Genomic DNA, 13,412 nt, shown 5'->3' on the forward strand with positions numbered 1-13,412 from the left:
AACCGAGATACTAGTTATGACCGACAATGCCCAAGCAACCGAACCCAGCCGCGAATTTGCCCTGCAGCGTATTTATGTAAAGGATATCTCCTTCGAAACGCCCAACTCACCGGCCATCTTTACCCAGGAGTGGAAACCGGAATCGAGCCTGAATCTCAACAGCAACGTCAGCAAGCTGGAAAATGACCTGTACGAGATCGTACTGACCGTCACCGTTACCACCAAACTGGGTGATAAAACCGCCTACCTGGTGGAAGTCCAGCAGGCCGGTATTTTTACCATTCGCCACTTCCCCGAAGAAGAGATGGGCCACATGCTGGGAGCCTACTGCCCCAACATCCTGTTCCCCTATGCCCGCGAAGTGGTATCCGACCTGGTTAGCAAAGGCAGTTTCCCGCAATTACTCCTGACACCGGTCAGCTTCGACCAGCTTTATGCCCAGCATATGCATGAGCAGGAGAGCCAGAAAGCGGCCGCCGAATCAGCCACTCACTAAACTGCAATGGCCGACCCGTCGCCCGCCACCTTTGCTGTAATCGGCGCCGGTTCCTGGGGTACCGCGCTGGCTATCCTGCTGGCCCGTAACGGCTTGCAGGTACGGCTCTGGGGGCACCAACCGGAAGTGATGCGCACCCTGGCGCAAGAAAGAGAAAATCGCGCTTTTCTGCCCGGCATCCCTTTTCCCGATGGACTGAGCCCGGTGGCCGATCTCGATGCTGCACTCAACGGCGCTGATGAAGTGTTGATCGTGGTGCCCAGCCACGCCTTTGCCGATGTGTTGCGGACCATCGCCCCGCGGTTGCCATCCAATGCGGGGATCTGCTGGGCTACCAAGGGGCTGGTGCCAGTTTCGGGCCGCCTGCTTCACGAAGTGGCACAGGAGATTCTGGGCCCGGACTATCCCATTGCGGTTATTTCAGGTCCCAGTTTTGCCAAAGAGGTGGCGGCCGGTCTGCCGACCGCCGTCACCGTCGCCGCCTTTTCCGCCGCCTATGCTGAGCGGATCGCCGGCTACCTGCACAGCGACTGTTTCCGCGCCTATACCAGCAGTGATGTCATCGGCCTGGAGATTGGCGGTGCAGCAAAGAACGTGATGGCGATCGGTGCCGGTATCTCCGATGGCCTGGCTTTTGGTGCCAATGCCCGCGCCGCCTTGATCACCCGGGGGCTGACCGAGATCATGCGTCTGGGGCTAGCCCTGGGCGGCAGGATGGAGACCTTCATCGGGTTGGGCGGTATGGGCGATCTGGTGTTGACCTGTACCGATGACCAGTCCCGCAACCGACGCATGGGGCTGGCCCTGGCGAAGGGAGCAACCATTGAGCAGGCAAAACAGGCTATCGGCCAAGAGGTGGAGGGTGTCATGGCCACCCAGGAGATCTACCACAAGGCGTGTGCCCTGGGGGTCGAAATGCCGATCACCGAACAGATCCAGCGGGTACTTTATCAGGGCCTCGACCCCAAAACGGCCGTCCAGGCCCTACTGGAGAGAGACCCGCGACCCGAAGCGGGATAATCGTTGACTAGCGCGCCCCGGCAAAACCCTGCTGCCGCCACGCCTCGTAGAGGATAATGGCCACTGCGTTGGAAAGATTGAGGCTGCGATTACCGACCTGCATCGGAATCCGGATCAATTGTTGAGGCGGTAACCGGTCCAACAGGGCCTGCGGAAGCCCCCGGGTTTCGGGCCCGAACAGCAGCGTATCATCCGGTTCAAAATCGGCCTCGCTGTAACAGCGCTGACCCCGGGTAGAGCAGGCAAACAGCCGCTTTGGGCTATGCTGAGACAGAAAGGCATCAAGATCCGGATACTCCTGCAGACAGGTCAGATCATGATAATCCAGGCCGGCGCGCCGTAGCTGCTTATCCTCCAGGGTAAAACCCAACGGATGGATAAGATGGAGCCGACTGCCACTGTTGGCACAGAGGCGTATGATATTACCTGTATTGGGCGGTATTTCCGGCTCATACAGCGCGACATTAAACATGACTTTGGAAACCAGTTGATGACAACAATCAGTGACTCGCCCCTCGCCGTCGATTTCTGCGGACTCAGATTCAATACGCCTCTGGTACTGCTCTCGGGCTGTGTAGGCTTTGGCGAAGAGTACACACGGGTGGCCGGCTTTAGCAACCGTGATGCGGGCGCAATCTGTCTCAAGGGCACCACCGGCGAAGCGCGGCTGGGCAACGCCCCGCACCGCATCTATGAGACGCCGGAGGGGATGCTCAATGCGATCGGCCTGCAGAATCCCGGCGTAGACAAGGTGGTTCGGGAGATCCTGCCGACCCTCGACTTCTCCGAAACCCGGTTTATCGCCAATGTATCCGGTTCCACCATCGAAGAGTATGAGGAGGTGACCCGTCGCTTCGACGACTCCCCCATTGATGCCATCGAGATCAATATCTCTTGCCCCAATGTCAAGGAGGGCGGCGTCGCCTTCGGCAATGACCCGGCCATGTCGGCCCGTGTGGTGGAGGCGTGCCGTCGGGTGACCCAAAAGCCGCTGATCACCAAACTTTCACCGAACCAGACCGATATCGCTGCCAATGCCCGCGGCTGTATCGAGGCAGGAACGGATGCCTTTGCGGTGATCAACACCCTGATGGGTATGGCCATCGATATCGAGAGTCGCACCCCCATCATCGGCAACAATCAGGGCGGTCTCTCAGGTCCGGCCATTAAACCGGTGGCCCTGCTGAAAGTGCACCAGGTCTATCAAGTTTGCCGCGATCACAGCATACCCATCATCGGTCAGGGGGGTATCGCTACCGCTGAAGATGCGATTGAATTCCTGATTGCCGGCGCCACCGCCGTCGGCATCGGCACCGCACTCTTTTACGACCCCTTGATATGCGGCAAGATAAACCATGGTATAAAAGCTTATCTTGAAAGACACGACTTGCAGTCCGTCAGGCAGTTAACCGGTACCTTGACGCTGAATAGCCCCAGAGCCGCTAAAACCGGCTGTTGAGCAAACTGGACCGTCGGCACCCAACCCACAAAAGGTTGCTTCCGTGTAGGTCAGCAGATCGGATCAATCGAAGCCCGGTTCCGGAATGAAGGGCGGATGTTTACAGGGTTTAGCAAATGGAATCAATTCGCCCCACAATCGATGAGCTGAAGCGCTTTATTTCATTACAAGCGCTAAGCGAGCAACAATTGGTACTACTCGCCGGGGTGGCCGAGGTAAAAACCGCTCAACCGAATGAAGTGCTATTCGAGTTGGATAGCGATGACAACAACACCTATTTTCTACTGCAGGGAAGCCTGATTCTGGATTCTGCCGACAATCACCGGCGGGAAATCACCGATGCGCACCCTTCCGCCAAGGTACCGATTGCCCAATTGCGGCCGCGTAAATACCGGGCAACGGCAGGCACAAGAGTGCGCTATCTGCTGATCGACAACGCTTACCTGGAAGATATTGCACAAAACCATAGCACAGCCAGCGGTGTTGAAGGCTATGAGGTCAGCGGCGGCTTCTATCACGAACCGAGCGTATTTGAAGACCAGCTTTCGGAAATACTACTGTCCGACCTGTCACAGGATAGACTGAAGTTACCTAGTCTGCCGGAGGTCGCCATCCGTATCGGCCGCGCTCTGGAGGACGGTATCAGCGACGCCCATCAAATTGCCGAGATAATTCAGATCGACCCGGTGATTACCGCCAAACTGATTAAGGCGGCGAACAGCGCGCTGTATGGCGGACTCAACCCGGTGGAGACCTGCGCCGGGGCCGTGGTCAGGCTGGGTGGTGATGTTACCCACAAGCTGGTGCTCTCCTTTGCTTTGCGGGAACTGTTCCAATCCGACTCCGAGCTACTGAAAAAGCGTATGCAGGCGCTCTGGAAGCACAGCACCCATGTGGCCGCCCTCTGCTATGTATTGGCGAAGAATGACTCCCGCTTCAAGGCCGAGCACGCCATGCTGGTCGGGCTGCTGCACGACATCGGCATTGTCGCCATTCTCAATTACGCACGAAATTTTCCCGAAGAAACCATGCACGCCAAATCAATTGACCGGGCGGTACAGCATTTGCGCGGGGAAATCGGCAGCATGATCATGAAAAAATGGGGCTTTCCTACAGATTTCGTTATTACCGCCCTGGAAGCCGAAGAGTGGATGCGCAATAAGGGGGATGCCCCCGATTACTGCGATCTGGTGATTATCGCCCAGTTGCACAGCTATATCGGAGAGAACAAAGCGCAACACCTGCCTTCCATCGATGAGGTCCCGGCTCATAGCCGGCTAGAACTAGGTGAACTAACACCGCACATGAGTTTGAAAATCCTCGAGCAGGCCAAGGATCAGATTGCGCATGCCCAATCCCTGCTGAATCTCTGACCTCCATACCGATAAATATGACCCATTACCTTCCGTTGGAATGATCTGCATGAACTTAAAGAAGCATCTCTTCACACTCCTCATCGGGCTGATGCTGATAAGCTCCGGTTCCGCCTCCGCCGCACGACGCCTGCTAACTCCGATTGATGCGCAACCGGCGGCTCCCGCCTTCGCCTTGCAGGATACGCAAGGCAATCCACGGACGCTGGCCGACTACCGGGGCAAGGTGTTGGTGGTCAACTTCTGGGCGACCTGGTGCCCTGCTTGTCGCAAAGAGATGCCTTCACTCAATCGGGCCAAGGCCTGGTTAAAAAAATACGACGTTGAACTGCTCGCTATCAACGTCGGAGAGAAAGCCGCCCAGATCGAGCGCTACCTGAAGGAGCAGCCACTCGATTTTCCGGTGCTGCTGGATCCGGATACCTCTGTGGCCACCGCATGGGACGCCATGCGTCTGCCGGTCACTTATGTGGTGGATCCCGAAGGCAAAATTATCTACCGCGCCCTCGGTGGCCGGGAGTGGGATACCCCGGAATTGCTGGTGCCGATCCGGGCACTGGGGCTGCCCAGATAGCATCCATCCGGGATGGCGAATCGCGTCACCCCGGACATATCTGCTCAGGACGAGCGGATATGCTCAATATAGTAAGGACGATCTTCCATGTTCAGCTTGACCGCCTCGGCCACCACCTTCAGGTGCCGTTCACTGCCCTCGAAACGTAGATCACAGTAAACGCGCCCACGCCCTTCGAAGGGCAACGGCAGCATATCCCGATAGGTGTAGACACTCTGACCCACGTCGCCACCGACGCAAATGGCCGGCGTCTGCTCCGGCGACTCCTCCAGTTCAGCCCCGGTGAACACCAGATTCCCCTGTTGTCGCCAACGGGTTCTCTCCGTGGAACCGGAAAGGGTCTTGATAATATAGGCGGGAGCAAAACGGACGGTGATGGTGTCGTCCTCTACCCGGATGCTCTCAATTGCCGTTCCCGACAATTCTATACTGCTGCTATCCATTTGATATTCCTAATAAAAACTGCTATTAGGCGTCACCACCCTCAAGACCCAGCTCTTTGATTTTGCGGGTCAGGGTGTTGCGGCCCCAGCCCAGTAGTTTAGCAGCGTCCTGCTTTCTGCCGCCAGTCTGCTCCAGCGCAGATTCGATCATGATGGTTTCAAAAACCGGGGTAACCTCGTCCAACAGCGCTTCATGACCCTGCTGCAAACGCTTGCGTGCCCAACTGCGTAGCGAGACGCGCCAATCATCGCCCTGAACTTTTGGCTCTTCCGACTCCAACAGTTCCGGCGGCAGGTCCTTAATATGCACTTCCTGGCTGGAAGCCATGACGGTCAGCCAGCGAGCGGTGTTTTCCAATTGCCGGACATTGCCCGGCCAATTCAGTTGTTCCAGGGTGGCTAGCGTTTCCGGCAACAGGGTCTTGCTCTCTACGCCCAGCTCTTCCGCCGCCAGGGAGAGAAAATAACGCATCAACAAGCCGATATCCTCGCGCCGCTCGCGTAGCGAGGGGATATGGATACGGATCACATTGAGGCGGTGGAACAGATCCTCCCGGAAACGCCCCTCCTTGACCAACTGTTCCAGATTCTGGTGGGTAGCAGCGATTATCCGCACATCCACATTCACCGGCTCGTGACCACCGACCCGGTAAAATTCGCCGTCCGCCAACACCCGCAACAGACGGGTCTGCAGTTCCGGTGGCATATCACCGATCTCATCCAGAAACAGGGTACCGCCATCGGCCTGTTCAAAGCGGCCGACCCGTCGACCCTGTGCCCCGGTGAAAGCACCCCGCTCATGGCCGAACAACTCGGACTCCATCAAGTCTTTGGGGATCGCCGCCATATTCAGCGCAATGAAGGGCTGCTTGGCCCGGGGGCTGTGTCGATGCAGCGCCTGGGCCACCAACTCCTTGCCGGTGCCCGACTCACCGTTGATCAGTACCGTAATGTTGGAGCGGGCCAACCGTCCTATGGCCCGAAACACTTCCTGCATCGCGGCCGCTTCACCGATAATTTCGGGGCTGGACTGAATCTCTTCAACCCGGGCCAGGGAACCGCTGCGGCTCTTGCGGCAGGCACGTGATACCTGCTCGACGGCTTCATCCACATCAAACGGTTTCGGCAAATATTCGAACGCTCCCCCATGGAAGGCGGCCACCGCACTGTCAAGATCGGAATGGGCGGTCATGATGATGACCGGCAAATGGGGATAGGAAGCGGTAATACGCTCTAACAGTGAAAGACCATCCATACCTGGCATACGGATATCGGAGACGATAACATCGGGTTGTTCGCGTACCAGGGTCTCCATTACGCCATCGGCACTGGGGAAACTTTTCACCGCCATCCCCGCCTTCTCAAAGGCCTTTTCGAGCACCCAGCGAATCGACCGGTCATCATCGATGACCCAGACACAGTTAGTTGGTGGCATTAGGATTCTCCACGGGCAACAGCACACTGAATAGTGTCTTTCCCGGCTCACTTGCGCACTCTACAAGTCCGCCGTGTTGGTTGATCAGGGACTGGGCGATGGTGAGACCCAGTCCCACACCATCCTCGCTGGCAGTCACCATCGGGTAAAAAAGCTTCTCACGTATCGCCTCCGGAATACCCCGGCCGTTGTCTTCGATACCAATCTGGGCCACCAGACGGTGACGCCGATTGCCAATGGTAAATTGGCGCAGAATGCGGGTCTGAAGCACGATTCGGCCATCGGGATTGTCACTGATCTCCCGGGCGGCATTGCGCAGTATGTTGAGCAGGGCCTGGATGATGCGGTCGCTGTCCACATAGAGATCGGGAATACTGGGATCGTAATCACGAATAATCTGGATACGTTCGCCCGATTCAGCCAATACCAGGTTGCGCACCCGCTCCAGCAGGGTATGGATGTTCGACTCCCGAAGATTGGGCAAGCGGTCGGGGCCCAACATCCGATTGACCAGATTTTTCAGGCGGTCCGCCTCGTTGATAATGATCTGGGTATATTCGCAGAGCGCCGGATCGTCCAGCTCTTGCTCCAACAGCTGCGCCGCCCCACGCAAACCGCCCAGTGGATTCTTGATCTCGTGCGCCAGTCCGCGAATCAGCTCCTGGGCGGCTTGGTGCTGGGAGAGTAACTGCTCTTCACGACTGATCCGCAACTGCCGGTCAATCTGCTGAATTTCAATCAGCAGACCGGTCTCGCCGTCACCGTCCATGATGGGGATAACGGTGCAATCCACCGTAACCCGTTTGCCATCCGGCAGCGGCAGACTCAATTCACGTTCGGTAAAGTGGTGGCCGGTGACCAGTGCCTGTTGCAGATTCTCGCGGGTCACACCTTCCGGGCACTGGATCAGCGACTCGGATGGATTGCCCAGCATATGACGAAAACTCACTTCAAACAGCATCTCCGCCGCCGGGTTCATATACTGCAGTCGCAATGCATGGTCGAACAGCAACACGGCACTGCTCAGATTCTCCAGTATCCGTTTCTGTAACGCTTCAGGGATGTGCGATGTTTCTTTCATTGCCATGCCTACTGCAAAAAACGAACCAATAACTGTTTTGGTGCAATTTTCGCGATGAAGTGAGGCGTATCAGGAGGTCCTGTCCGGGGATGGGCATCTATGACACCCTGCCTACGCACTATATTAGTGCATAGGCAGGGTGTGGCAATACAATTTGGATCACTTCCTGCGATAACAGCGGATGGGTGTGGTATCAATAATTGGGCTTGAAGGCGGGGTTCGATTGCCCAGGGGTGGTTGAGATAGATTTTCCGTTCGGTTTGTAAGCACTCGCGTCCGAGCCCGATTCCGCCGGGGCCTGGCCGGAATAGTCGGGCTTGCTGCCCGGCTTGAATTGGGGTGCATCAGCCCCACTGGTACCACTGCTTCCGGATGCGGGGGGGGTCGGTGATTTCCCATCTTCAACAACGGAAACCTGGCGCACGAAGAATTGCACAATATTGGAGCGGGCCTGCAAGCGTCCGCCGGCATCGTGAATGCTGGCGTGTAGCATGTGACCGCCCCGTTCGATGTTGTTCAATACCAGCTCATTGCCACCCAGGCGTTGGTCTAGAATACGCCCGTCCAGAACCGGTTGGATATAGTGTCCGGGTTGCAACGCAGGCTGGGATTGGAAACGGATTACGACGCTTCCGTTATTGGCCAGAACCACCTCATTGTTGTTCGGAGAAAGAATAACGAAGCTGCTGTAATGGATAGGCTGTTCCGGTGGCCTATTCGTACTCTGGTCGTTTAATTTCGACGCCCCGGAACCGGTCGGTGTGTAGATCGTCGGGTCGGAGAGTTGAACCTCTTCGGCATCCCGGGTCGGAGTATCGGAATAGTGCACCTCGCCTCGGCTGTCGACCCACTTATAGATAGCCGCCTGGCTAGCGAGCGTGAAAGCGATCAAACTGAAGAAGAGAAGTTTTTTCATGGGGTCAGCATAGCTCACAGTCAATAGGCCCTCAACTACTCCCGGAACCGAACGTCATGAAAGGGTGATGAACGTCATGGCAACGCCCACGATCCATGCCGCATCTATCAGAATAAGACCTCTTCCGGCCGGAATAGTTAGCTCGCCAAGACGCGGTCTTATATCACAGCCTGTTTAAACGGTGGATATTTCCCGGTGACAGGTCAAAAAAAAGCGCCCCCGAAATGGGGGCGCCTGATACAGGAACTGAAGCCGTGAGGGCTTACAGGCTGTAGTACATGTCGAACTCCACCGGATGGGTGGTCATACGCAGACGGGTGACCTCATCCATCTTCAGGGCAATGAAGCCGTCAATAAGGTCATCGGTAAACACACCACCCGCCGTGAGGAACTCGCGGTCTGCATCCAGTGCTTCCAGCGCCTGGTCCAGGCTGTGGCAAACGGTTGGGATGGATGCTGCTTCTTCTGCCGGCAAATCATACAGGTCCTTGTCCATCGCCTCGCCCGGATGGATCTTATTCTGGATACCGTCCAGGCCGGCCATCAGCATGGCGGCGAACGCCAGGTAGGGGTTGGCGGTCGGATCCGGGAAGCGTACCTCTATGCGACGGCCCTTGGGGCTGCTCACGAACGGGATACGGATAGAGGCAGAGCGGTTGCGCGCAGAGTAGGCCAGCATAACCGGAGCTTCAAAACCCGGCACCAGACGCTTATACGAGTTGGTGGAGGAGTTGGTGAAAGCGTTCAGTGCGCGGGCGTGCTTGATGATACCGCCGATATAGTAGAGGGCGGTTTCGGACAGGCCGCCATACAGGTTGCCGGCGAAGATGTTCTCGCCATCCTTCGACAGGGACTGGTGCACGTGCATACCGGAACCGTTGTCACCCACCAGCGGCTTGGGCATGAAGGTGGCGGTCTTGCCATAGGCGTGTGCCACATTCCAGGTGACATATTTTTGGATCTGAACCCAGTCGGCGCGCTTTACCAGCGTGCTGAACATGGTGCCGATCTCACACTGACCGGCGGTAGCCACTTCGTGGTGATGCACCTCGACCGGTACGCCCATCTCTTCCATGGCCAGACACATAGCAGCACGGATGTCGTTCAGCGAATCAACTGGCGGAACGGGGAAATAACCGCCCTTGGTACCGGGGCGGTGACCGATGTTGCCATCCTGGTAGACACGCTCGGAGTTCCATTCGGCCTCTTCGGAATCGACCTTGTAGAAGGCACCGCTCATATCGGCGCCCCAGCGGACGTCGTCCAGGATGAAGAACTCGGGTTCCGGTCCAAAGTAGGCAGCATCGGCAATACCGGTGGAAGCCAGGTAAGCCTCGGCACGTCGGGCCACGGAACGGGGATCACGCTCGTAGCCTTCCATGGTGGAAGGCTCCAGGATGTCGCAGCGGAGATTCAGGGTCACTTCATCCGCAAACAGGTCAAGAACCGCGGTCTCGGCATCCGGCATCAGGACCATGTCCGATTCATTGATACCTTTCCAACCGGCAATCGAGGAACCATCGAACATTTTACCGTCGGTGAAGAGGTCCTCATCGATCACGTGAGCCGGCACAGAGACATGTTGCTCTTTACCACGGGTATCGGTGAAGCGGAAATCGACGAACTTCACTTCATTGTCTTTGATCATCTTCAGGACTTTTGAGGCCATGAGGTTCTCCAGCAGTTAGTATTGAGATTATTTTTTGGGCCACGCTGTGGCCACATAATGAAAATTCTTACGTTTCGGAATGCCCTGCGGGGCAGCCAAAGCATGTCCTGTGTTTTAGCAAGTACTGTGCCACGGTCTGGGTAACGTTGGACTCCCCTCCCAGACAGAGCGGGTGATTTTACTACGATTCCACCCCAGGCAGGAAACAGAAATAATTACAGGTAATTAGCCGTTCCAAGGTCAGCGGGGTGCGGGGTAGGATCGAACAGGTTCAGGATTGTCGATGCACTCCTGGATCCCTTAAGTGCACCAAAATAATGCGTAATCATTCAATAATGCACCATTACGGTGCCTATCCGTAATAGACCCTGATGACACCAAACTCCGGCTGCTCCCCTGCTTTTGCCTGGAGTGCCTGCATAAATGCCTGTCGCGCCTCCTCCCCTGACAGGTCGTCAAGAGAGAAGTAAACATCCACGTTGATTTTACCTGCCAGATAATGGAGCACAACCCGCAAACGCTTTTCAGCGCCGGGAATGCTTCGCCACTGCTGTGCCAGCAGTTTCTCGGCGGCCGCCCGAAGAGGCAGACCTTCACAGGGTATCGCCTTTTCATCATCTTCCGGATCGATATGCACGGTGACATCCATCACTTCCGAAACCCCTTCCAGCAAACGGTCAATGACGGTCTGGCCGATCATATGCCCTTCCGAGACGCTCAACCAGGGTTCAACCAGGATATGCACATCCACTGTCGCCTCACCACCGATCCGTCGCGTCCTCAGCATGTGAATATCCTGTACACCACCGATCTGGTGGATGATTTTGCGGATTCTCTCCAGACGTTCCTCATCCAACCCTTCGTCCACCAGCTCCTGGAAGGCCGGCCAACTTAGATCCCAGCCAATCTTGGCGATCATCAGTCCGACGCCGACGGCGGCGATAGCATCCAGGTAGGGCAAACCGGCCATCGTGCCTCCCACGCCGACCAGTACCACGATCGAGGAGAGGGCATCCGAACGGTGGTGCCAAGCGTTAGCCTGTAGCAGATCGGATTTGATCCGCTTCGCTACGATTGCGGTGTAGTGGTAGAGCGCCTCATTGGCGACAATAGAGAACAGCGCCGCATACAAGGCCAGCGGTTTTGGATGGAGCAGGGCTTCGGGAGAAAACAGTCTTTCTACCGCATCCCAGGTTATCCCGACCGCCACGATGGCCAACAGGATACCCAGTCCCAGGGTGCCGGCGGTTTCAAAACGTCCATGCCCATAGGGATGGGCTTCATCCGGCCCGTGATGGGCATGCCTGGCGGCAAAGTAGACCAGCGCATCCGACAGCAGATCGGATAGAGAGTGTATACCGTCCGCCACCAGGGCCTGGGACTGCGCGGTGAAACCGATGATGGTTTTGCTGGCGGCCAACAACAGATTGACCAACACCCCCACAATGGTAACGCGTTGGATGGCTTGATAGCGGAGACGCTTTTGATCCGTGATCTGGGTCATGCCCGTCAATCGCCCTCACCCACCTCAACCACGATGATGTATTCGTTTCCCTCTGTACGCGTTTCGATCAATTTATGACCATTGATCCGGCACCAGGCAGGGATGTCGTTGAGCGCCCCGGGGTCGGTACAGATCGCCTCGACCCGGGTACCCGGTGGCAACTCCTTGACCTGGTTCTGTACCCGGATTACCGGCATTGGGCAGAGCAGGCGCCGTGCATCCACGATTACATGCGTCATATGTACCACTCCTGCGGTATCTCTTCGGCCGTCAGCGGCTTCACCGACAACGTCTGTTGCACACCATCCAGACCGGTCACCGTCAATTCCACCCGATCCGCCAGTTTTCCCTGACTGTAGCGGGCCACTAACCGCGCAGCCAGTTCAATGTCGTCGGTATCCACCGTGCCATCCAACAGGGCCAGCGGACCCGCATGGCTGGTGGTCAGAAGACTGACAAACTGCTTTCGATAACCCTGGAGGAAGTTGCCCTCACCCTCTTCCCGCGAAATGATCACCTTGAAATGGGGCCGCGGCCGCAGATGCCTACCGACCTTCAAAAGCATGATGTCATCCATTTCATACTGCTTTTCGCCACGGGCTTTCCAGAGATCAGCCAGCTTGACCGAGTACTGGGCATCCGTCAGGAAACAGCAACCGCCGGCCGGCTGGGCATAATCTTCCAGCCCAAACTGCTCCGCCAGGGCCATTTGCGGTTTACGGCTGCGCCCGTTAAACCCATACAGCTTTTCTCGTGAGATCCAACCTTCGCGCTCCGGAAGCGTAGCCGGGAGGTTTTTCCCCGACAGCGGCCTGACCAGGCGATCTTCGGCGCCTGAATCGCGGGCCACGACGGGCATGGTGTCCTTGCGTTGGGACATGGGGCGCTGTCCGACCACCTCTCCGGTGATGATAAAATCAAAATCGTGCTCTTCGATCCACTCCTGGGCCTTCCTCACCATGAAGATTTTACAGTCCAGGCAGGGATTCATATTGGCCCCGTAACCGTGCTTGGGATTGAATACGATCTCCTTGTACTCTTCCACAATATCGACAATATGCAGTTTGATTCCCAGCTGTTCGGCTACCCACAGTGCATTATTCCGCTTGGGCTTGGCACGGTCTTTCTGCCGTATGGCGTGGGTGTGGCCCTCCACACAAAATCCGGTAAAGAAATTAATCCCCTCTACATGGATTCCCTGCTGCTGAATCACTTTGGCAGCCAATAAAGAGTCCAGGCCACCGGAGATGAGGGCTACGGCCTTGCGTTGTCTAGTCATGATGGTAGTAAAGTCTGGAGGTGTCTCGGCCCGATATTGTAAGCGCTTGCCTCACTCTACTTCAAAGAAATGTTCAGCGTGAGCGAAGTAAATTCTATTTTAACCTCCCTGCATGCCGGTTCGCTCGCTAACGGAATCGGCCAGCCGCTTTTGCAAAATAGAC

14 protein-coding genes are annotated in these 13,412 nt (G+C 56.6%); 5 read left to right on the forward strand and 9 right to left on the reverse strand.

The window, feature by feature from the left end; genetic code table 11:
- Positions 1-16 precede the first annotated feature (16 nt).
- Positions 17-496 (forward strand): protein-export chaperone SecB, encoded by a 480-nt coding sequence (secB, locus tag ACQY5R_RS07440; protein WP_428606439.1) that lies wholly within the window; start codon positions 17-19, stop codon positions 494-496.
- A 6-nt stretch (positions 497-502) separates the two neighbouring features.
- The gene (locus tag ACQY5R_RS07445) at positions 503-1,516 is read left to right on the forward strand and encodes an NAD(P)H-dependent glycerol-3-phosphate dehydrogenase (RefSeq protein WP_428606441.1); all 1,014 of its coding nucleotides are present in this window, start codon (positions 503-505) and stop codon (positions 1,514-1,516) included.
- Between the two features lie 7 nt (positions 1,517-1,523).
- Here ACQY5R_RS07445 and trmL read toward each other — a convergent pair whose 3' ends face one another.
- Positions 1,524-1,988, reverse strand: coding sequence for a tRNA (uridine(34)/cytosine(34)/5-carboxymethylaminomethyluridine(34)-2'-O)-methyltransferase TrmL (trmL, locus tag ACQY5R_RS07450; protein WP_428606444.1), 465 nt, complete (start codon positions 1,986-1,988; stop codon positions 1,524-1,526).
- 18 nt (positions 1,989-2,006) lie between these two features.
- On the opposite strand from trmL, the gene ACQY5R_RS07455 reads away from it, so the two are divergent.
- The 3 genes from ACQY5R_RS07455 (at position 2,007) to ACQY5R_RS07465 (ending at position 4,922) form a co-directional block, all read left to right on the forward strand.
- Positions 2,007-2,975 (forward strand): dihydroorotate dehydrogenase, encoded by a 969-nt coding sequence (locus tag ACQY5R_RS07455; RefSeq protein WP_428606446.1) that lies wholly within the window; start codon positions 2,007-2,009, stop codon positions 2,973-2,975.
- A gap of 116 nt (positions 2,976-3,091) precedes the next feature.
- Positions 3,092-4,348 (forward strand): HDOD domain-containing protein, encoded by a 1,257-nt coding sequence (locus tag ACQY5R_RS07460; RefSeq protein ID WP_428606448.1) that lies wholly within the window; start codon positions 3,092-3,094, stop codon positions 4,346-4,348.
- Positions 4,349-4,397: 49 nt separating this feature from the next.
- The gene (locus tag ACQY5R_RS07465) at positions 4,398-4,922 is read left to right on the forward strand and encodes a peroxiredoxin family protein (RefSeq protein ID WP_428606450.1); all 525 of its coding nucleotides are present in this window, start codon (positions 4,398-4,400) and stop codon (positions 4,920-4,922) included.
- 44 nt (positions 4,923-4,966) lie between these two features.
- Here the strand turns inward: ACQY5R_RS07465 and ACQY5R_RS07470 are convergent, their stop codons facing one another.
- The 8 genes from ACQY5R_RS07470 to ACQY5R_RS07505 form a co-directional block, all read right to left on the reverse strand.
- Complete coding sequence (locus tag ACQY5R_RS07470) at positions 4,967-5,365, reverse strand: hypothetical protein (RefSeq protein ID WP_428606453.1); 399 nt, start codon at positions 5,363-5,365, stop codon at positions 4,967-4,969.
- A 25-nt stretch (positions 5,366-5,390) separates the two neighbouring features.
- Positions 5,391-6,800, reverse strand: a complete 1,410-nt coding sequence (gene ntrC, locus ACQY5R_RS07475; RefSeq protein WP_428606456.1) for a nitrogen regulation protein NR(I) — start codon at positions 6,798-6,800, stop codon at positions 5,391-5,393.
- The gene (gene glnL / locus ACQY5R_RS07480) at positions 6,787-7,887 is read right to left on the reverse strand and encodes a nitrogen regulation protein NR(II) (RefSeq protein ID WP_428606458.1); all 1,101 of its coding nucleotides are present in this window, start codon (positions 7,885-7,887) and stop codon (positions 6,787-6,789) included. The genes ntrC and glnL overlap by 14 nt, the downstream gene beginning before the upstream one ends.
- 187 nt (positions 7,888-8,074) lie before the next feature.
- The gene (locus ACQY5R_RS07485; protein WP_428606461.1) at positions 8,075-8,797 is read right to left on the reverse strand and encodes a DUF4124 domain-containing protein; all 723 of its coding nucleotides are present in this window, start codon (positions 8,795-8,797) and stop codon (positions 8,075-8,077) included.
- A 262-nt stretch (positions 8,798-9,059) separates the two neighbouring features.
- Positions 9,060-10,466, reverse strand: coding sequence for a glutamate--ammonia ligase (gene glnA, locus ACQY5R_RS07490; RefSeq protein WP_428606463.1), 1,407 nt, complete (start codon positions 10,464-10,466; stop codon positions 9,060-9,062).
- Positions 10,467-10,818: 352 nt separating this feature from the next.
- Positions 10,819-11,970, reverse strand: a complete 1,152-nt coding sequence (locus tag ACQY5R_RS07495; protein ID WP_428606465.1) for a cation diffusion facilitator family transporter — start codon at positions 11,968-11,970, stop codon at positions 10,819-10,821.
- A 5-nt stretch (positions 11,971-11,975) separates the two neighbouring features.
- Complete coding sequence (locus ACQY5R_RS07500; RefSeq protein ID WP_428606467.1) at positions 11,976-12,209, reverse strand: sulfurtransferase TusA family protein; 234 nt, start codon at positions 12,207-12,209, stop codon at positions 11,976-11,978.
- Entirely contained in the window at positions 12,206-13,249 is a 1,044-nt protein-coding gene (locus ACQY5R_RS07505; protein ID WP_428606470.1) for a tRNA (5-methylaminomethyl-2-thiouridylate)-methyltransferase, read from the reverse strand. The genes ACQY5R_RS07500 and ACQY5R_RS07505 overlap by 4 nt, the downstream gene beginning before the upstream one ends.
- Positions 13,250-13,412 lie beyond the last annotated feature (163 nt).

The sequence above is a fragment of the Sedimenticola sp. genome (genome assembly GCF_050289425.1).
GTDB lineage: Bacteria > Pseudomonadota > Gammaproteobacteria > Chromatiales > Chromatiaceae > Sedimenticola.

Bases quoted from the DNA above. Each gene is read 5' to 3' on its own strand.
- ACQY5R_RS07445 (WP_428606441.1), top strand. From the start codon at position 503: ATGGCCGACCCGTCGCCCGCCACCTTTGCTGTAATCGGCGCCGGTTCC.
- ACQY5R_RS07455 (WP_428606446.1), top strand. From the start codon at position 2,007: ATGACAACAATCAGTGACTCGCCCCTCGCCGTCGATTTCTGCGGACTC.
- ntrC (WP_428606456.1), bottom strand. From the start codon at position 6,800: ATGCCACCAACTAACTGTGTCTGGGTCATCGATGATGACCGGTCGATT.
- glnL (WP_428606458.1), bottom strand. From the start codon at position 7,887: ATGGCAATGAAAGAAACATCGCACATCCCTGAAGCGTTACAGAAACGG.
- ACQY5R_RS07495 (WP_428606465.1), bottom strand. From the start codon at position 11,970: ATGACCCAGATCACGGATCAAAAGCGTCTCCGCTATCAAGCCATCCAA.
- ACQY5R_RS07465 (WP_428606450.1), top strand. From the start codon at position 4,398: ATGAACTTAAAGAAGCATCTCTTCACACTCCTCATCGGGCTGATGCTG.
- ACQY5R_RS07485 (WP_428606461.1), bottom strand. From the start codon at position 8,797: ATGAAAAAACTTCTCTTCTTCAGTTTGATCGCTTTCACGCTCGCTAGC.
- trmL (WP_428606444.1), bottom strand. From the start codon at position 1,988: ATGTTTAATGTCGCGCTGTATGAGCCGGAAATACCGCCCAATACAGGT.
- ACQY5R_RS07500 (WP_428606467.1), bottom strand. From the start codon at position 12,209: ATGACGCATGTAATCGTGGATGCACGGCGCCTGCTCTGCCCAATGCCG.
- secB (WP_428606439.1), top strand. From the start codon at position 17: ATGACCGACAATGCCCAAGCAACCGAACCCAGCCGCGAATTTGCCCTG.
- ACQY5R_RS07460 (WP_428606448.1), top strand. From the start codon at position 3,092: ATGGAATCAATTCGCCCCACAATCGATGAGCTGAAGCGCTTTATTTCA.
- glnA (WP_428606463.1), bottom strand. From the start codon at position 10,466: ATGGCCTCAAAAGTCCTGAAGATGATCAAAGACAATGAAGTGAAGTTC.
- ACQY5R_RS07505 (WP_428606470.1), bottom strand. From the start codon at position 13,249: ATGACTAGACAACGCAAGGCCGTAGCCCTCATCTCCGGTGGCCTGGAC.
- ACQY5R_RS07470 (WP_428606453.1), bottom strand. From the start codon at position 5,365: ATGGATAGCAGCAGTATAGAATTGTCGGGAACGGCAATTGAGAGCATC.